Here is an 18,442-nt window from a genome sequence, read left to right as displayed (position 1 = left end):
GACCTGTTTTTCCAAGAGTTGAGCTGGAAACAACAAGGAGGGGGCGGTGCCCGCTCCTTGTTGTTAAGCTGGATAAATGATTATTTAGCCTGTGCGACGCGGGTGGTCAGGCCTGGCATGTTGAAGCACTCGGCTTCGTTCTGGATCATATCTTTAATTTTATTGATGACGTAGCGCTCAGGCTCGATGCCAAACGACTTCAGATTGGCGAACATGGTCTGCATCTCTGCGACTACCGCCGGTTTTTCGTAGTTGTAGTGGCCGCTGAGCTCAAGAATTTCTTTCAACAATTCCGGTTCGTTAAAGATCTGCTCTTCCGACTTGTTCTTGTGCTCATCTGTCATCCATTTCTCCCATTTATGGCTTAGGACGCACTCGCGGGTGAGAACGGTTTTTAGATGAGACGCTGACTTGATAAAGCCTTTTGCCGCCAGATCTTTCTCAACTTCCGCCAGTTTTAAATAGGCGCGGGTTTCGATGGTGCCGTAGGCCGGTGCGACGTTCATCGCCGTGATGCCCAGACCTGGATGCTTCAGCAGGATCTCATCCGGCAGGTAGTCACCGTTATGCTCTTTCAGACCGACGCCGTGACGGGTACTGATAGCCGAAAGTTCGGCGGACTGTTTATCATTAAAATGGCCAACGTTTTTGGTCAGGCGGGTCAGAGTACCGGTCTGACCGACGATAAACAGCGGCTGCGGCAGCGATTCGGCGGCCAGACGCTTATTCAGCTCAATGATAAAACCTTCATAGGCGCTGATGTCAGTCAGGCCGCCGTTGGTCTCTTCGGTGCCGACTTCATAGAAGAACTCTTTCAGGTTATTGGCCTTACGGTACTCTTCACAGAAGCGGATCAGTTCAACGGTGCGGCTCAGTACCAGTTCAATATCAATAACTTTACCGACGACATACGGGTCTTTTGTCGGGTCGATATGCAGCAGGTCAAAACCGGCATCCATATCAATCTGATAGGAGCGACGAGCCAGGGCCATCGCTTCGGCTTCCGGAATATGGTCTTTACGCTCTTTATCGCGCTGCCATGGACCGCCATGGTCACGGCAGAGGAAGTAATCGCCGTCAAAGCCGACTTTTTCCGCCATGGCTTTCAGATCGGCGGCAAAGCGGAATTGATCCCAGTTGTTAACGTATCCGGCGCCAAATTCATCGGCGTCGACCTGGTTACGGCTGGCAATAAACATCAGCGGCAGATCTTTTTCTTTACCCAGTTCAAAACAAGCCTGAATTAATGCCGGAGACATTGGTCCAATTCCTAACATCGTGGATTTACCGCCGTTAACAATATAATCGACGTACTGTTTCATTGTGTTTTTCATGTTAATTCCTCAGGCTTTATTCATATCAGAAGTGATGGTTTTTTTAGCCGGGGGTTTTTTTACCGGCTCGCTAATATTGGGGCGCAAAATATGCAGGCAGATTGCCGTGACAATAACGCCAATGGCCATATCAATGACGTACCACATCGGTGCTTTATTGACGCCAGCAATAGCAATTAATCCACCATGGGGAACCATGGACTCGACGCCGTGAACCATGGCCAGACCCGCACCGACGGCGCTGCCGATAATAATTGAAGGCAGAACGGTCTTCAGGTTTTTGACTGCGAAAGGAATAGCCCCTTCGGTAATACCGATTAACCCCATAAATGCGGCAGAGGTTCCCATTCTTCTTTCATCTTCCGCCCATTTACGTTGGGAAATAAACGTGGAAAGGGCAATGCCCAGCGGTGGAATAGCACAGGCAATACGGTAAGCGCCGTTCGGGCCATAAATCCCTTCGGCCATTAGCGCGAGGGTAAATGCCGTTGCGGTTTTATTCACCGGGCCGCCCATATCAAAGGCCGCCATTGCGCCGAGGATCAGCCCCAAAATAACGCCGCTGCTTCCTTGCATATTTGAGAGCATGGATACCAGCCAGTTCATGGCAAATCCAATTGGCCCAATCAGTACGTACAGATAAAGCATGCCGACAATGACGCTTGAAACAATGGGAATAATCATGATCGGCATAACCGGCATCAGTGCCTTACCGACTTTCCATGTTTTTATCCATTTAGCGACGTAGCCGCTGAGAATACCGAGCAGCATCGCGCCGAGAAAACCGGTTACCACATGGTCTGCGCCCAACGGTGTGCTGGCCATAAATCCGGTGATTAAACCCGGCGTCAGCCCAGGTTTACCGGCGATAGAGTAGGAGATATAGGCGGCCAGCACCGGGATCATCATTCCCAGGCCTGCGCTTCCGATAGCACCGAGGTTTAATAAAAATGGATTGGTTACCACCATGCCTTTGCCGGCGACCGGTTCGCCGCCCACCAGCGAGAGCGCGAGACAGATACCGCCGACTACCACTACCGGCATCATATATGACACGCCGGTACTGAACGCTTTAACTAAATCGTCCTTAATCGCTTTTGCTTTTTCCGACATTGTTGATCCTCCAGAACGCTATATTTTTATCGGGATGGCGATGATATATATGTGCTGTTATGCCGTGGCACCATTAACGAAATATAGCGCTCGCAGAAATTGAGTTAACGTTATTATTCACCGGTCGCGAGTGTCGAAATAAACTCGCAGCAGATAATTTAATTTATTGTACCAGTTTCTCGGCTTTGTCGATAATTGCAGCCGGATCGCGTACTACCTCTGCCGGGTTAAGTGAAATAACTAGCCCAGCATCTTCTTTTTCTTCAAAACGCTCGACGCCTTCAATACCAATGGCAATCGCCAGAATAACCACGTCGGCTTCAGCAATCTCATCTTCACTTAATTCATTTTCGATTCCCATGCCGCCTTGTGTTTCGACTTTGACGGCATAACCTCTTTTTTTACACTCTTGCTCGATAGCTTCCTGAGCCATATAGGTATGGGCAACTCCGGTAATGCATGCTGCGACTCCGACAATTTTCATAAGTGACTCCTGATTTATTATTTGGCTAAATTTTATATGATTTTTTACATGGCCAAAGTATTGGCCATCAGGTTGTAGAGTACGGTAACGTTTTCGGCTTGCTTTATTTCATTGCGGAAATCCTCTTTCATTAGCTTTCGGGCAAGCGTGGAGAAATATTTCATATGCTCGTTCGGATCGGCCGATCTACTGACCGTTAACATAAATACGGTTTCGACTTGCTGATCGTCCCACATAATTGGCGCAGCAAGAGTGGCCATACTGATAGTGGAGTAGTGAATATGCTCCGATTTAGTGTGCGGAATGGCGAAACCATAGCCCACGGCGGTGGAGAAGGAGTCCTCACGGGCCCAGATATCGTCGGTTAATTGATCCCGGTTATCGGTGCGATGGTGCAGCCAAAGATTGTCGGTCATCTTTTTGATAACTTCGTTTTTATCGCGGGCCTCCAGGCCACAGAGAATAAATTCCGGTGCGAGAATTGGCATAGAGTCGATCGCTTTTACCTCCGGCGAACGCAGCGCGGCTTTGACTTCAGCTGAGCGTTTTAAGGTCACTGACTCCTGGGCCAGCGCCTGACATTTAGCGAAACTCAGCTCCCGCAGGGCATGTTTGACGCCTGGAATTGAAGTGCCGCTCATGCTGAGCTCGTCAAAGCCCATGCCGACGAACAGCGGCAGAAAATCTTTGCTGGCGCCCAACTCCCCGCAGATGCCAATCCACTTGCCCGCGCGATGGGCTTCATTGGCGGCATACTGCATAGCGCGGAGGAATGCCGGGGCATAGTTGTCGTAAACTGCCGCAACCTGGGTGTTTCCACGGTCAGCGGCAAAAAAGTATTGCGTCAGATCGTTGCTGCCCACGCTGAAGAAATCAGCGTATTCTGCTATTTCGCTCATCGCGAAGATAACGGATGGGATCTCCAGCATCACACCGAGCGAGATTCCATCATTGAACGCCAGGCCTTCATCGCGCATCGCGCTTTTGACTTCTTCGAGGACCTCGCGACACCAGATCACTTCATCAACGTTGGCGATCATCGGAATCATGATTTTGGCATCGCCTAAAGCTGAAGCGCTGAGGATGGCCTTAAGTTGCATGGCGAAAAGTTCACGATAGCGAGGGTAAGTTCGCACCGCCCGGAAACCAAGAAACGGGTTTTCTTCTTCGCCGATGCTCAGGTAGTCGACGGGTTTATCGCCGCCAATGTCGAAGGTACGGAAGATAACCGGCTTCCCTTGAGCGACCTGCATAATCTGCCCGTAAAGTTCTGCCAGTTCGCGGTAGTCTGGTGCGGTTTCACGGTCCATGAATGACATTTCGGTACGAAACAACCCGATGCCTTCGGCACCATTGCTGAAGGCTGCCTCGGCTTCCGCCAGGCTGGCGATATTCGCGGCAATCTCAATATTATGATTATCGTGTGTAATCGTCGGCTGGCGGACGTTAGCCCGCATCTGTTGCTGCATACTCTGCTGGATGGCAATTTCATTGTGGTAATAGCGCAGGACCTTTTCATCAGGGGTCGTAATCAAGATCCCCGGATTGCCATCGATAATAATGTTACTTTCGGTGTTCAGCGCCAGGGTCGAAAAATCAATATCCGTCAGGGTCGGGATACCAAGCGAACGTGCGAGGATCGCCGTGTGTGATGTTTTGCCTGTCGCGGATAATACCATTCCGGCGAGGTGTTCTTTATTAATCGCGAGAAACTGACTCGGCGTCAGACTGTCGGCGATAATAATTGATGGCTGCGTTAATTCAAGGCTGCGCTGCGGCAGTATGCCTGCGCCATAAATCGCAGTAAGTAATTGTCCGGTTATATCGAGAACATCGAGGGTGCGCTCTTTAATGTATTTGCTTGATGATTGGTTAAGGATTTCACAAAATTCCATCGCCGCTTTAATGACCGCCTCCCAGGCGTTATCTCCGCTGGCAATGGCGGCGGCGATACGAGTTTGAAAGGTTATGTCGGTGATAATGGACAGGTGCGCTTGTAAAATATCGTGCTCAACGCCTTTTTTTATTTCCAGGGCTGTCTGTTTTTCGTGCTTAAGCGTTTCTAAACCAGCCAGGAAAAGACACTGCTGGTGCTCAGAAGAATATTCACCACCGGGATTACGCGCCAGCATTTCCTTTAATGACAGGCCCTGGATTCGAACGGGCTTGGCAATGGCAATACCGCCGCTGATGCATGAACCCTGAATAAAACTGAGCTGAGTTTCCCGCAGGGAACGCGGGAGGTAGCCCGTGGGCGCTGCGGTTTCTTGCACATGGCTCACCTCGAAAGAGGGCAGCTTTTTGAGCAGCTCGCTAAGCTGATGAGCCGCTTTTGCAGCATCTTTTCCGCTGAGCGTAATTTCACAGGCGTCTTTGAGCAAAGTATCGGTAGCGACAATCGAGAGCGCGCTTTTACCATTACCCTGAAGGCCGTTGCGAATATTTTTCCAGCACACTACTGATTGAAAAGTATTGCACAATCGTTCGATGTGTCCCGCCGGACGGGCGTGAATACCATCCTTAAGTTCACATTGATAGGTTATTATCTCTGACATCATTGCTGCTCCCGATAATATTTTAGCCAGGGCTAATTAATTTTCTTTGTAGGTATGAATGCCTGCATTTCATGTTTTATATCATTCATCAGCATCGGCAGGCTTTGAATAGAAAAAAAGTGACATTTGCTTGAATAAAAGGGCCGGATTATTATTTTGTGATCGCAGTCGTGAAATTGAATTGTTGGGTCCGGCGTGAGAGCGGTCACATTTTAAATAATATTCGGTCTATGGTCACGCAATTGCTACTAACGTCTCTTTCTTTCTATTTATTGGCTGCTGGTTAATGGAGTACAAAATAAAGCACATTCTTTTAATTTCGCCGTGGTAATTACGATGAATTTTCGAGGTATATTACTGGATTTAGACGGGACGCTGGTGAACTCGCTGGATTTTGTCGAGGCTTCCTGGAGCTTATGGGCTACTAAAAAGGGGCTGGATGTGTGGGGGGTATGCGATTACCTCCATGGCAAGACAGCCCTGAATACGCTGCGCCACTTTATGCCCGATGCCAGCGAACAAACCATTATTGAGGAGTTTACCGCGCTGGAAGCGTTTGAGGCGCGTAACACTGATGGTATTACCGCGGTTGACGGAGCGGTGGATTTTCTCCGCCGACTGGAGCAGTTGCAGGTGCCCTGGGCAATAGTGACGTCGGGGTCGCTGAAGGTTGCTTCGGCGCGGATCCGCTGGGCCGGTTTTCCCTCTCCGCCGGTGCTGGTGACCAGCGAAGATATTGTTAAGGGCAAGCCGCACCCGGAACCGTTCCTTATTGGTGCAAGCCGGCTCAACCTTTCACCTGCTAACTGCCTGGCTTTTGAAGATTCAATAGCCGGTCTGCTTTCCGCGACCGAGGCGGGATGTGCTGTCGTTGAAGTCCTCACCCGTCAGTCCACCGTTCATGATATCGACACCTGGCAAACCATTGATCGCTACCTTGGCCTGAGCGTAACGCGCCAGGGCGAGGCGGATTTTTTCCTTAAGATTTCGAGGGAGTTTTAAATGTCATCACGAAAGATTCTGGCGAATGCTATTCGTATGCTGAGCGTTGATGCCGTGCAGCGAGCAAACTCTGGTCATCCCGGGGCACCAATGGGAATGGCGGATATTGCCGAAGTACTGTGGCGGGATTTTCTCAACCACAATCCACATAACCCGACGTGGGCCAACCGCGACCGTTTCGTTCTCTCCAACGGTCACGGCTCGATGCTGATTTACAGTCTGCTGCACCTTAGCGGCTACGATCTATCGATTGATGAACTGAAAAACTTCCGTCAGCTGCATTCAAAAACGCCTGGTCACCCGGAAGTGGGTTATACCCCGGGCGTGGAAACCACTACCGGTCCCTTGGGGCAGGGGATTGCCAATGCGGTCGGCATGGCTATTGCCGAGAAAACCCTCGCGGCGCAGTTTAACCGGCCAGGTCACCAAATTGTCGACCACTTTACCTACGTCTTCATGGGCGATGGCTGCATGATGGAAGGGATTTCGCACGAAGTTTGCTCTCTGGCCGGAACGCTGAAGCTCGGGAAGCTGGTGGCGTTTTACGACGATAACGGTATCTCTATTGATGGCCACGTCGAGGGATGGTTCACCGACGACACAGCCAAACGCTTTGAGTCCTACGGCTGGCACGTGGTGCGCGGAGTCGATGGGCACGATCCTGAATCCATACGAGCCGCAATTGATGTCGCTAAGTCGATCGCTTCCATGCCGACGTTAATTATCTGTAAATCGGTGATTGGCTTCGGTTCGCCGCAGAAAGCGGGTACCCATGATGTCCACGGCGCGCCGCTGGGCGAGGCTGAAGTCGCGGCGACGCGCGACGCGTTGGGTTGGCCGTATCCGCCATTCGTTATTCCTTCGGAGATTGCTGCGCAGTGGGATGCTCGCAAAGCCGGACAGGTGAAGGAAGCTGCATGGAATGAAGCGTTTGCGGCCTACGCGAAAGCGTTCCCCGAGCTGGCCGCTGAATATGCCCGCCGGATTAAGGGGCAGTTGCCCGCTGAGTTTGCCGGTAAGGCGCAGGCGTTTATTGAACAATTGCAGGCTAAACCAGCAAAAATCGCCAGCCGTAAAGCCTCGCAGAATACCCTTGAAGCCTTTGGCCCGCTGTTGCCGGAGTTTCTCGGCGGCTCTGCGGATCTGGCTCCATCCAACCTGACCCTATGGTCCGGCTCTCAGGCGATTAACGAACAATCCGGTGGAAACTATATTCACTACGGCGTGCGTGAATTCGGCATGACCGCCATCGCTAACGGCATCGCCCTGCACGGTGGCTTCCTGCCCTATACCTCGACGTTCCTGATGTTTGTCGAATACGCCCGTAACGCGGTACGCATGGCGGCGCTGATGAAGCAGCGACAGGTGATGGTTTATACCCACGACTCAATTGGTCTGGGCGAAGATGGCCCGACTCATCAGCCGGTCGAGCAGATTGCTTCATTACGCCTGACGCCGAATCTCAGCACATGGCGTCCCTGCGATCAAGTGGAGTCGGCGGTGGCGTGGAAATATGGCGTGGAACGCCTGGATGGACCTACCGCGCTGATTTTTTCCCGGCAAAACCTGACCCAGCAGGAACGAACCTGGCAGCAGGTGCAGGATATCGCGCGCGGCGGCTATATATTAAAGGATTGCGAAGGGCAACCGCAGCTCATTCTTATCGCGACCGGTTCGGAAACTGAGCTGGCGGTAGACGCGTGGCAAAAGCTGATGGCGGAGGGCGTAAAGGCGCGGGTGGTATCAATGCCGTCAACCGATGTCTTCGATAAGCAGGATGCGGCTTACCGCGACGCGGTATTGCCGCCGGCGGTTTCCGCTCGTCTCGCCGTGGAAGCGGGAATAACCGATTACTGGTTTAAATATGTCGGCCTGAACGGCGCGATTATTGGTATGCGAAGCTACGGCGAGTCCGCACCGGCGGAACAGCTTTATCAGGCGTTTGGTATTACCCTTGAAGCGGTATTGCAGCAGGCAAAAGCGCTTCTGGCTTAACCAGTACGGCCCCTTACGTCCTGAGGGGCCGCTTTTCATTCAGGGAAGGAATCACATGTATCCCGTCGATCTTCATATGCATACCCTGGCCAGCACCCATGCTTACAGCACGGTTCACGATTATATTGCCGCCGCGTTGCGTCACCACATTCGCCTGATTGCGATTACCGATCATGGCCCGGAAATGGTTGATGCGCCGCATCCGTTTCACTTTGATAATTTGCGCGTGCTGCCGCGCATTGTCGATGGCGTAGGGATTCTGCGCGGTATAGAGGCCAATATCAAACCCGGCGGCGAGACTGATTGCAGCGATAAAATGCGCGCATCGCTGGATTTAGCGATCGCTGGGTTCCACAAACAGGTGTTCACCCCTGCGGACATCATTACCAATACCGATGCGATGATTGCGGTGATGGCGAGCGGAAAGGTACATATTATTAGCCATCCCGGTAACCCAGAGTATCCGATTGATATACCGGCAGTTGTGGCGGCGGCGAAAGCGTGTCATGTGGCGTTGGAAGTCAATAACGCCTCGTTTGTTCACTCACGAAAGGGCAGCGAGGGGAACTGCCGTAAAATTGTCGCCGCCGTGCGTGATTGCGGCGGGCTGCTCTCGTTAGGAAGTGATTCGCACAGCGCCTTTTCGTTGGGAGATTTTAGCGCCTGCCAGCATGTGCTAACGGAGGCGGATTTTCCACCATCCAGAGTGCTGAACACCTCTGTGCGACAGGTGCTGACGTTTCTGGAACAGCGCGGAGCGAAGCACATACCTGAACTTGCTGCGCTGGGGGACTGAACCCCCTCACTCTTATAAAAGGATCGGGGGTATGCCTTGCCCGTGTTTTAATGCGGCTGACGCCTAACCGGGGCGACAGATTCACAGATCAATAACGTTGCCTCGCGGCAGATTTAGAGACTTACGCATAGCAGCGATAACCTCCGTCGGTTTAAGCAGCAGCGAGTTAATACAGACGTTCAAAACACGGCAACCGTCAAAGCGTGAGGGATTATCGATAGTAATATCAGAGGCGATGATGGCTAGCTCCGATTCGAAAATATCTTTATCGGTAATCTTATTCTTAAGCCCCAGCACGCCCTGAGTCTCGATTTTGATCGCAAAGCGATACTGCTTCGCGAGTTTCTCCAGTTGCTCCGCGGCCATATAAGTGTGCGCCACGCCGGTCGCGCACGCGGTCACCGCCACAATATGCAGATTCCGTTCGCTGGAGAAGGGCTGGATTTCATCTCTTCCTGCACGAGTGCTCATAAGCTTACTCCCTTATTTTTGCGCCGGTACTCAAGCGGCGTACAGTCGTTGATATCGCGAAATACCTTGCAGAAATAGTTGGTATCAGTGAAACCGCACTTCTCTGAAACCTCGTTAATTTTCAGATTGGTATTGATTAGTAGCGCTTTCGAACGGGTGATGCGGGCTAACTTAAGATACTCATTGAATTTCACGTCTGACTCCTTCGAAAACAGACGCGACAGATAGCCAGGCGAGATATTAAATGTTTCGGCGACGCTTTCCCGGCTAATGTCCGTGTGGTAGTGACTATCAATATGGCTCTTAATTTCGTCCAGCAAAGAGAACGGGCCTCGCGGGTTAGTCAGGCCATCCGTAATTTGATACAACAGGTCGTTAATGAGCGCATAGATCACATGGGCGAAAGTCTCGTCGGTGTTATCCTGCGACCACGCCAGCGACTCGGCCAGGTCGAGCAACCTGTCGCGAACCGTACTACTTGAATTTTGCAAATTGTACTTCTCCACCTCTTTAAACTGCGTGCCGTCCCAGTTACTGATGCTAAAACCGACGTCCTGCTTCCAAAAGACCACCGACATGCAAATAACCGGGCTTTCCCATTGCGGCGAATTCCAGCTGTTAGCGGGAATGTAGGTAATGGTACCGACCGGACGTTCATATTTCACAATGCGGTCCACCCCTTTTGGCAGCAGCATGCTGAGCGCGCCTTTTACCGTTAGTTCTATGCGTGGCACGTGAAGATGATAGGCCATTGCCGGGGCCTGTGCGTTACCGTTAGCCACCAGTACGCTTTCGTTTATTGCCCCCTCGGCGCTAAATTCGCTGAGAATAGATTGAATAAAAGTGCCCATATTATGTCCGCGGTTTGATAACGGTTTTAAGAACCTTCACCGCCACCGCGGTGGCGATGGTGCCGGCGATAATCGAAGCGATGTAGCCAAAATGGTTACCGATCACCGGTAATACGATAAGCCCGCCCCACGGGGCGGCGTTGGCCGCGCCAAACCATAATGAGAGGATTGCCGCGATCGTGCTGCCGAACATTATTGCCGGGATTACCCGTACTGGGTCGGCCGCTGCAAAAGGGATCGCACCTTCTGTGATCCCCATAATCCCCATGATCACCGCAGGTTTCCCGGCTTCCCGTTCCACGTCAGTGAAAACGTCTTTAAACAGAAATGTCGCCAGACTCAGACCCAGAGGCGGCGTGCAGACGGCGCTAGCAACCGCCGCCATCAGCTGAGGATTGGTGGAGATCAGCGCTACAGCAAAGAAAAAGGCGGTTTTATTCATTGGTCCGCCCATATCAACGGCGATCATGCAGCCTAAAATGGTGCCGAGGATAATAAACGAGGCGCCCTGCATATTGCTCAGCCAGACGCTAAGCCACTTCATCAAACCGGCAATAGGATCGCCAATAATGTAATACACCGCCATGCCGGTGAGGAATGTGCCGACCAGTGGAATAATAAATATCGGCAGGACCATGCGCAGAAAATTTGGGATTTTGAGCCAGGCTATCAGGTTTAGCAGGAGATAAACCACCAGCCCGGCAATAATTCCCGAGAGCATGCCGCCCAAAAATCCGGCTCCCATCTGATAGGCCATCAGCCCGCCAATAGCGCCCGGCGCGATGCCTGGTTTGTCGACCATCGAATAAGCGATAAACCCCGACAATATTGGAATAAACAGGGTTAAGCCCGCCATGCCAATTTGCGATATGGCCTTTAGAAAACCGTGGTCCGGCACCGCTGCTTCGCCGTTGAACATCACCGCCAGCGCCAGCAGAACGCCGCCGGCGACCACAAACGGAATCATGTAGGAAACGCCGGTCATAAAATGTCGTTTCGTATTTTTTAATAGTTTTAACATGACAGCCTCGTAACGTTTGCTGCTCAGAAGTCCAGCGTTTTGGATATCAGCAGATAAAGGGCTTGCGGGTCTTTCGCCCTTTTAATTTGGCTGACAAATTCATCATTCATGAGCATGCGCGCCAGGGTGGAGAAGTACTTCATGTGCTCATTATCCTGCGCGGATTTGCCGATCGTCAGCATGAACAGGGTATCCACCATGACGCCGCCCCAGGCAATAGGTTGCCTGAGCGTGGCAATACTGACGGTAGAATCCTTGATGTGGTCCGTTTGGGCGTGAGGGATAGCAAAACCCGAACCGACGACGGTAGGAAAGGGCACTTCACGGGCCCAGATATCGTCGCAGAGCGGGTCTCGTGCGTCGGTACGCTGCTGTAGCCACAGATTATCCACCAGTATTTTGATCGCCTCATTTTTATCAGCGGCGTCAATTGCCCATAAAATCATCTCCGGCGACAGCAAGGGTTTTTTCATCGCGCTAGCGCCTGATTTTTGTAGCGCGGCGTTGACCTGTTGAGCGCTCTTCTGTTGCACCAGATTTTGCGCCAGCGGCCGACAATCTGCGAGGCTAAGCTCGCGCAGCGCGTGTTTAGCCCGCGGAATTGTCGCGCAGTTCATACTCAATTCATCAAATCCGATACCGACAAGCAGCGGAAGAATGGCTTCGTCTGCGGCGAGTTCTCCGCACAGGCCGATAGGTTTACCAAGGCGATGGGCCTCGCTGACTGCAAATTGCAGAGCGCGTAAAAATGGCGGCGCATAGCTGTCATAAAGCGCTTTTACCCGGGCATTACCCCGGTCGGCGGCGAAAAAGTACTGCGTCAGATCGTTACTGCCCAGACTGAAGAAGTCGACATGTTCGGCCATTTCAGCCATAGCAAACAGTACCGAAGGCACCTCCAGCATGATGCCTAGCGCAATCTGCTCATCAAACGCCAGACCCGCGTGGCGCATCTCCTGCATGACGGATTCCAGCACCTTCCGACACCAGATAAGCTCTTCCACCCGGGCGATCATCGGCAACATAATTTTGACTGTACCTGTCGCAGAAGCGATAAGAATAGCCTTCAGTTGAGTGGCAAAAAGGTCGCGATGGTGTGGATAGGTACGTACGGCCCGAAAGCCGAGAAATGGGTTGTCTTCCGGGCCGATACTCAGGTAACCGACCGGTTTATCGCCTCCGATATCGAAGGTGCGAAAGATAACGGTCTTGCCGCCCGCCAGACCGACCACCTGCTGATATAGCGCGGCCAGCTCGTCGCAGGTGGGAGGGCAATCGCGACTCATAAACGCCATTTCGGTGCGAAACAGGCCAATGCTCTCTGCGCCATTTTCAAAGGCGGCCTGCGCTTCGGCAAGGCTTGCGATGTTTGCCGCTATCTCTATGCGATGACCGTCGCGGGTTTGTGCCGGCACCAGGGCGTTGGCCCGCAGCCGTCGCTGCATTTCCCGCTGGATGGTAATTTCCTGACGGTAGTAGCGCAGCACCTTCTCATCCGGATGGATAATCAGTATCCCCGGTTCACCATCGATAATGATCTGCTGTTGATCCTCAAGCGCCAGCTTAGAAAAATCGATATCGGCCAGGGTCGGAATGCCCAGCGATCGCGCCAGGATTGCCGTGTGGGAGGTTTTACCCATCGATGACAGCACCAGGCCTGCAAGCTGGCTGCGGTCGAGCGCCAGAAATTGGCTGGGGGTCAGGTTGTTGGCGAACACAATTACCGGTTCATTTAACGCGATCGGACGAGACGCCAGAGCCTGTTCACCATAAACCGCGCTGATAAGCTGCGCTGCGATATCGAGTATATCCAGCGCGCGCTCCTGCAGATAACGGCTGGACGAATTCTCAAGCTGGTGGCAAATGTCGAGCGACGCCCGAGCGATAGCTGACCAGGCATTCATCCGCTCATTAAGATATCCGACTGCGTTATCCTGAAAGGTCATGTCGGTTATCAGCGATAGATGCGCCGCCATCAGGTCGTGCTCAATGCCTTGGGTCTGCCCAAGAGCAGCCTCTTTCTCTGCGCGTAGCGATGCGAGCCCTGTATGAAAACGGTCCTTTTCGTATTCGATACTGCCGATAAAACCTGGATTGGCGTCGATGAGATCGTCGAACGTCAGACCCTGAATAACCTGCGGTTTTGCAATTGCGGCGCCTTTATTAATACGACATCCTTGAATAACCTGCGGATTGAGCTCGCGCAGACAACGGGGCAGATAGCCCTGGGTTGTCACCGATTCCTGCTCAAGGGTGAATGAGGGAAGATCGGAAAGCAGTGCGCGTAGCTGGGCCGCGGCCTGCTGTTCATCTTCGCCGCTCAGGGTGATTCGGCATTCATCATTGAGCAGCGTGTCGCTGGCAATCAACGAAAGGGCGCTTTTCGCATTAGCTTTCAGCGCCGTGCGGGTGTTTTCCCAGTCGATCGCAGCCTGGAAGAGGTTACATAGCCGCGCGATATAACCCGCTGGCCGGGCATGAATACCTTCGTTTAGCACGCATTTGTAGGTTATAACCACCGGCATGTCGACTCCTGAACGCTTCTGTACCCGTCAATTTATTCACCGCTCCTGATATCTTTCCCTGTTCGTTATAGCGATGACATAGTAAAAAAGTCACCTTTACTTAAAAAAAATGACCTGATTGTGATTTTGTGACTATTGTCATATTTACCACCGCGGCGATTTTGTTTTAGTTCTTTGATTTAAGTTGCTTTTTTTTTGCGGCATTTAAAGAGTAGTTTGCGAGCCAGGTCACAAAATTTAAGCGGTGTTCGACATTATTTAACCCGGCTGATATTCACTGGATGGTTTTTGTGGGCATGTGCCCCGGGTTGTATTTTGGTATTTAATGAAACGCCATATTCGATAACCGATAAAATAGAGGGACTTAATGTTTTCTTAATATTCCCGCCGCAGAGCGTTAATCGCTTTCGCTTTATCCCGCGAATCTTCCTTTAAATTACGCCAGCGTCACAAAAGCCGTAAAAAAACAAAATCCGGCGTTGCAAGGCTCTGGCGTCCCGCTATATGTTAAAATTACGTTTAATAATTGATACCTAAAGGTTGATTTTATGTATATGAAAATTAGTGGGTTAATGATTTCACTGACGGCAATATTCTCCGGTCAGGTTCTTGCCACAGTCCCTGAGGGCTACCCGGCGGATTATCAAAAAGTGGTGGATGCCGGGATTAAAGAAGGCAAAGTGGTTATCTATTCAACGACCGATACCAAGGCCGCAGGCCCGTTAATTAAAGGCTTTGAGGCGCAATATCCCGGCATTAAAGTTGAATATAACGATATGAACAGTACCGAATTGTACAACCGTTATATCAGCGAACAGGCGGCGGGCGGCGGCAGCGGCGATGTGGTCTGGAGCTCTTCCATGGATACGGCGCTGAAGCTTGCCACCGAATACGCCGAAGAGTACGCCTCGCCGGAGCGGGATAAGCTGCCAAAATGGGCGGTCTGGCAACAAAAAGCTTACGGCACGACCTACGAGCCGGTGGTCTTTATCTATAATAAACGGCTGATCCCGCAGGGTGATGTTCCGGACTCGCATACCGCGCTGGCGAAGCTTATCTCCGCTCAGGCCGATAAATTCAAAGGCAAGGTCACCACGTACGATATTGAAAAATCAGGGCTGGGTTTTATGCTGGCGGTGCAGGACAGCAAAGCCGATGCTAACTACTTTAACGATCTGGCGGGCATTGCGAAAGGCGGCCTGACGGTGCAATCGTCCACCGGTACGATGATGGAGCGCGTCTCCTCCGGTGAAAACCTGATTGGCTACAATATTCTCGGTTCCTACGCGGAAGCGCGGGCGAAAACCGACCCTTCGCTTGGCATCTCATATCCGAAAGATTACGTGCTGGTGCTCTCCCGGGTCTCCTTTATTACCGCAGAAGCCGAGCATCTTAATGCGGCGAAGCTGTGGTTTGACTACGTGCTGTCGGAAAAGGGGCAAAGCATCCTCGCGAACCAGGCCGATATTCCCTCCCTGCGCAATGATATCGAAGGTAAAAATGATATTGACGGCATGACCAAAATGCTTGGCAGCGCGCTGAAGCCGATTCCGGTCGATGAAACGCTGCTGGCGTATCTTGAGCCGAAGCAACGTCTGGAATTTATCAAACAGTGGCGTACCGCCGCGGCGAAATAACCCTCCGGCGCTGCGCCTCTTTTCCGGATGCGCAGCCCGCTTAATGCCCGCCAGATTTAAAGGGATCGCTTATGAATGTCTTACGTCGAAAATGGCAGGGTTTGCCGCGCGGTATCGTCGTCGTGATGACGGCGCTGGCGATTTATGTCCCGCTGTTGTTTATCGTGGTGCAGAGCTTTCTCTCGGCGCCTTTTTTTGCCCGCTCGAAGTCGTTCAGCCTCGAAGCCTTCGCGTTTATCTTTAGCGACCCGGATTTTTATCTGGCGCTAAAATCCGGTTTTATTCTCGCCTTCGGTCTGGTGGCGATCGCCATCCCCCTCGGCGGGATCCTCGCTTTTTTAATGGTGCGCACCGATTTACCCGGGCGGCGGTTTATTGAGCCGCTGATTCTGGTGCCGATTTTCGTTTCGCCGATGGTGCTGGGCTTTGGTTACGTGGTGGCGGCCGGACCGGTAGGTTTCTTTTCGCAATGGGCGGAACAGCTGATCGGTTTCGTACCGTGGAATATTTACTCAATGTTCAGCATCGTGGTGATTGCCGGACTGACGCACGTTCCGCATGCCTATCTCTATATCTCTTCCGCCCTGCGCAGCGTCGGGTCGGACGTGGAGGAGGCCGCGCGCACGGTGGGCGCATCGCCGCTGCAGGTGATGACGGCGGTGAGCTTGCCCATGGTGCGACCGTCGATACTCTACGCCTGCGTGCTGCTGTTTTTCCTTGGTCTGGAAGTGTTTGGCCTGATGTTGGTGCTGGGGGACCCGGAGGGCAACATGGTGCTGGCGACCTATCTTTATAAGCTGACCAACAAGCTCGGCACCCCTTCCTATCACCTGATGGCGGCGGTAGCGGTGGTGCTGATCTGCATCACCATTCCGCTGGTAATGCTCCAGCGCCGCCTGATGCGCACTGCCAACCGCTTTGTCACCATGAAGGGGAAAGCGTCCCAGGCCCGCGCGCTGCCGTTGGGGAAATGGCGCTGGGTCGCCGGGATTGTGGTGGTGGCCTGGCTGACGGTCACCATCGGCGTGCCGCTGATCGGCGTGGCGCTGCGGGCCTTTATTTCAAACTGGGGCGTAGGCGTTTCGCTATGGGATGAGCTCTCGCTGGCGACGTTCCGTAGCATCTGGCAGCAGCCGAACCTGCTGCGCGCCATCGTTAACTCCATGGCGATTGGCGTGTTCGGCGGCGCGCTGGCGGTGGTCTGCTATCTGTTCGTGGGCATCGCCATGCACCGTAAACCGGATAACGTCACGCGCTTTCTTGACTACAGCGTGCTGGTACCGCGCGCCGTGCCGGGGCTGCTGGCCGGGCTGGCGTTTCTGTGGGTGTTTCTGTTTCTGCCGATGTGGCTCGATCAGTCGCTGAAAAACGGCTGGCTCTCGGCGCTGCCGGTGGCGGACTGGCTGCGCGAGCACCTGATCGTTCAGCTGCGCGCGCTGCGTAATACTATTTTTAGCGTCTGGCTGGCCTATACCGTGGTGTGGATGGCCTACGGCCTGCGGCTGATCTCCTCGACGCTGCTACAGGTGGCGCCGGAGCTGGAAGAGGCCGCGCGCAGTACCGGCGCATCGCGCGGGCAGATTACCCGTCACGTCACGGTGCCGCTGTCGCGCTACGGCTTAATCGGCTCATGGCTGCTGATGTTTCTTATCTTCGAGCGCGAATACTCAACCGGGGTTTATCTGCTTTCGCCCGGAACCGAAACGATCGGTTCGATGCTGGTCTCGCTGTGGGCGGCGGGGGCTATCGATATTGTCGCCGCGCTCTCCTTCATCAATATCCTGCTGGTGGTCGTGGGGCTGGGTATCGCGCTGCGCTTTGGAGTGAAATTACATGATTGAATTATCGGTAGAAAACCTGCATCTGACCTACGGCGATAATCCGGTGCTTAAGGGCGTGTCCATGGAACTGAAGCGGGGAGAGGTGGTGTCGCTGCTCGGGCCATCGGGTAGCGGAAAAACCACGCTGCTGCGGGCGGTCGCCGGGCTGGAGAAGCCGACCGGCGGCATTATCACCATTGGAAAATCCCGCGTCTATGACGGCAACCCGCGTAGCGAAATTCCGGCCGAGGAGCGCAACCTGGGGCTGGTGTTTCAGTCCTACGCGCTGTGGCCGCATAAAACAGTGTTTGAAAACGTCGCTTACCCGCTGAAGCTGCGTAAGGTTGCCGCCGCGGAGATCAAGCAGCGGGTCCAGACCGTACTTGAACAGCTGGGGCTGGGGCATCTTGGCAATCGCCATCCGCATCAGCTCTCCGGAGGACAGCAGCAGCGCGTGGCCATCGGCAGGGCGCTGGTTTACAACCCGCCGGTGATCCTGCTGGATGAACCGCTGTCGAATCTGGACGCCAAGCTGCGGGAAGAAGCGCGGGTCTTTTTGCGCGAGCTGATCGTCAAGCTGGGACTGTCGGCGCTGATGGTCACGCACGATCAGAATGAGGCGATGGCGATTTCCGATCGCATTCTGCTGCTTAATAACGGCGTGATCGAGCAGCAGGGCACCCCGCAGGAGATGTACGGCAGCCCGAAAACGCTGTTTGCCGCCGAGTTTATGGGCAGTAATAATCGCCTGCATGGCACCGTTAGCGCGCTGGAGAACGGTCGGGCGCGCATTGAGGGGGCCAGTTGGGCGCTCTGGGGAATGGCGGGGGAAGGGGTC

Annotated in this window: 14 protein-coding genes; 6 read left to right on the top strand and 8 right to left on the bottom strand. The window is 53.1% G+C overall.

Annotated elements, in window-relative coordinates:
* Nucleotides 1-80 precede the first annotated feature (80 nt).
* The 4 genes from CMQ96_RS00070 to ptsP (CMQ96_RS00055) form a co-directional block, all read right to left on the bottom strand.
* The gene (locus CMQ96_RS00070; protein WP_024357928.1) at nt 81-1,334 is read right to left on the bottom strand and encodes a class II D-tagatose-bisphosphate aldolase non-catalytic subunit; all 1,254 of its coding nucleotides are present in this window, start codon (nt 1,332-1,334) and stop codon (nt 81-83) included.
* 9 nt (nt 1,335-1,343) lie between these two features.
* Nucleotides 1,344-2,447: a PTS fructose transporter subunit IIC gene (locus CMQ96_RS00065; RefSeq protein ID WP_098065614.1), complete on the bottom strand. Its 1,104-nt coding sequence runs from the start codon at nt 2,445-2,447 to the stop codon at nt 1,344-1,346.
* A gap of 163 nt (nt 2,448-2,610) precedes the next feature.
* Entirely contained in the window at nt 2,611-2,931 is a 321-nt protein-coding gene (locus CMQ96_RS00060) for a PTS fructose transporter subunit IIB (protein WP_024357930.1), read from the bottom strand.
* A gap of 44 nt (nt 2,932-2,975) precedes the next feature.
* On the bottom strand, nt 2,976-5,486 hold the full coding sequence (gene ptsP, locus CMQ96_RS00055; protein ID WP_098065797.1) for a phosphoenolpyruvate--protein phosphotransferase: 2,511 nt from the start codon (nt 5,484-5,486) through the stop codon (nt 2,976-2,978).
* Nucleotides 5,487-5,822: 336 nt separating this feature from the next.
* On the opposite strand from ptsP (CMQ96_RS00055), the gene CMQ96_RS00050 reads away from it, so the two are divergent.
* From CMQ96_RS00050 to CMQ96_RS00040, 3 genes are read left to right on the top strand one after another with little or no spacing between them, the layout of a single operon-like run.
* Nucleotides 5,823-6,488 carry an HAD-IA family hydrolase gene (locus tag CMQ96_RS00050; RefSeq protein ID WP_098065612.1) on the top strand — a complete coding sequence of 222 codons (666 nt, stop codon included), beginning with the start codon at nt 5,823-5,825 and terminating at the stop codon, nt 6,486-6,488.
* Complete coding sequence (tkt, locus tag CMQ96_RS00045; RefSeq protein WP_098065610.1) at nt 6,489-8,483, top strand: transketolase; 1,995 nt, start codon at nt 6,489-6,491, stop codon at nt 8,481-8,483.
* Nucleotides 8,484-8,538: 55 nt separating this feature from the next.
* Nucleotides 8,539-9,279: a phosphatase gene (locus tag CMQ96_RS00040; protein WP_098065608.1), complete on the top strand. Its 741-nt coding sequence runs from the start codon at nt 8,539-8,541 to the stop codon at nt 9,277-9,279.
* 81 nt (nt 9,280-9,360) lie between these two features.
* Here CMQ96_RS00040 and CMQ96_RS00035 read toward each other — a convergent pair whose 3' ends face one another.
* From CMQ96_RS00035 to ptsP (CMQ96_RS00020), 4 genes are read right to left on the bottom strand one after another with little or no spacing between them, the layout of a single operon-like run.
* Nucleotides 9,361-9,750 (bottom strand): PTS fructose transporter subunit IIB, encoded by a 390-nt coding sequence (locus CMQ96_RS00035; RefSeq protein ID WP_024357935.1) that lies wholly within the window; start codon nt 9,748-9,750, stop codon nt 9,361-9,363.
* Nucleotides 9,747-10,601: an AraC family transcriptional regulator gene (locus CMQ96_RS00030; protein ID WP_098065606.1), complete on the bottom strand. Its 855-nt coding sequence runs from the start codon at nt 10,599-10,601 to the stop codon at nt 9,747-9,749. The genes CMQ96_RS00035 and CMQ96_RS00030 overlap by 4 nt, the downstream gene beginning before the upstream one ends.
* A gap of 1 nt (nt 10,602) precedes the next feature.
* Nucleotides 10,603-11,622 (bottom strand): PTS fructose transporter subunit IIC, encoded by a 1,020-nt coding sequence (locus CMQ96_RS00025; RefSeq protein ID WP_098065604.1) that lies wholly within the window; start codon nt 11,620-11,622, stop codon nt 10,603-10,605.
* Between the two features lie 23 nt (nt 11,623-11,645).
* On the bottom strand, nt 11,646-14,147 hold the full coding sequence (gene ptsP, locus CMQ96_RS00020) for a phosphoenolpyruvate--protein phosphotransferase (RefSeq protein WP_098065602.1): 2,502 nt from the start codon (nt 14,145-14,147) through the stop codon (nt 11,646-11,648).
* 548 nt (nt 14,148-14,695) lie between these two features.
* Between ptsP (CMQ96_RS00020) and CMQ96_RS00015 the strand changes: the two genes are divergently transcribed.
* The 3 genes from CMQ96_RS00015 to CMQ96_RS00005 form a co-directional block, all read left to right on the top strand.
* Entirely contained in the window at nt 14,696-15,784 is a 1,089-nt protein-coding gene (locus tag CMQ96_RS00015; RefSeq protein WP_004136699.1) for an ABC transporter substrate-binding protein, read from the top strand.
* Nucleotides 15,785-15,855: 71 nt separating this feature from the next.
* Nucleotides 15,856-17,625 (top strand): iron ABC transporter permease, encoded by a 1,770-nt coding sequence (locus tag CMQ96_RS00010; RefSeq protein WP_024357940.1) that lies wholly within the window; start codon nt 15,856-15,858, stop codon nt 17,623-17,625.
* The coding region (locus CMQ96_RS00005) for an ABC transporter ATP-binding protein (RefSeq protein ID WP_098065600.1) at nt 17,618-18,442 on the top strand (825 nt) is incomplete at its 3' end. The genes CMQ96_RS00010 and CMQ96_RS00005, both read left to right, overlap by 8 nt.

Source organism: Klebsiella sp. MBT K-1 (assembly GCF_002556465.1).
GTDB classification, from domain to species: Bacteria; Pseudomonadota; Gammaproteobacteria; order Enterobacterales; family Enterobacteriaceae; genus Klebsiella; species Klebsiella grimontii.
Note: the sequence above shows the minus strand (reverse complement) of the source record. Positions and strands in the feature narration are given on the sequence as shown.

Bases quoted from the DNA above. Each gene is read 5' to 3' on its own strand.
- ptsP (WP_098065797.1), bottom strand. From the start codon at position 5,486: ATGTCAGAGATAATAACCTATCAATGTGAACTTAAGGATGGTATTCAC.
- CMQ96_RS00050 (WP_098065612.1), top strand. From the start codon at position 5,823: ATGAATTTTCGAGGTATATTACTGGATTTAGACGGGACGCTGGTGAAC.
- CMQ96_RS00035 (WP_024357935.1), bottom strand. From the start codon at position 9,750: ATGAGCACTCGTGCAGGAAGAGATGAAATCCAGCCCTTCTCCAGCGAA.
- CMQ96_RS00070 (WP_024357928.1), bottom strand. From the start codon at position 1,334: ATGAAAAACACAATGAAACAGTACGTCGATTATATTGTTAACGGCGGT.
- CMQ96_RS00015 (WP_004136699.1), top strand. From the start codon at position 14,696: ATGTATATGAAAATTAGTGGGTTAATGATTTCACTGACGGCAATATTC.
- CMQ96_RS00065 (WP_098065614.1), bottom strand. From the start codon at position 2,447: ATGTCGGAAAAAGCAAAAGCGATTAAGGACGATTTAGTTAAAGCGTTC.
- CMQ96_RS00025 (WP_098065604.1), bottom strand. From the start codon at position 11,622: ATGTTAAAACTATTAAAAAATACGAAACGACATTTTATGACCGGCGTT.
- CMQ96_RS00010 (WP_024357940.1), top strand. From the start codon at position 15,856: ATGAATGTCTTACGTCGAAAATGGCAGGGTTTGCCGCGCGGTATCGTC.
- CMQ96_RS00030 (WP_098065606.1), bottom strand. From the start codon at position 10,601: ATGGGCACTTTTATTCAATCTATTCTCAGCGAATTTAGCGCCGAGGGG.
- CMQ96_RS00040 (WP_098065608.1), top strand. From the start codon at position 8,539: ATGTATCCCGTCGATCTTCATATGCATACCCTGGCCAGCACCCATGCT.
- CMQ96_RS00060 (WP_024357930.1), bottom strand. From the start codon at position 2,931: ATGAAAATTGTCGGAGTCGCAGCATGCATTACCGGAGTTGCCCATACC.
- ptsP (WP_098065602.1), bottom strand. From the start codon at position 14,147: ATGCCGGTGGTTATAACCTACAAATGCGTGCTAAACGAAGGTATTCAT.
- tkt (WP_098065610.1), top strand. From the start codon at position 6,489: ATGTCATCACGAAAGATTCTGGCGAATGCTATTCGTATGCTGAGCGTT.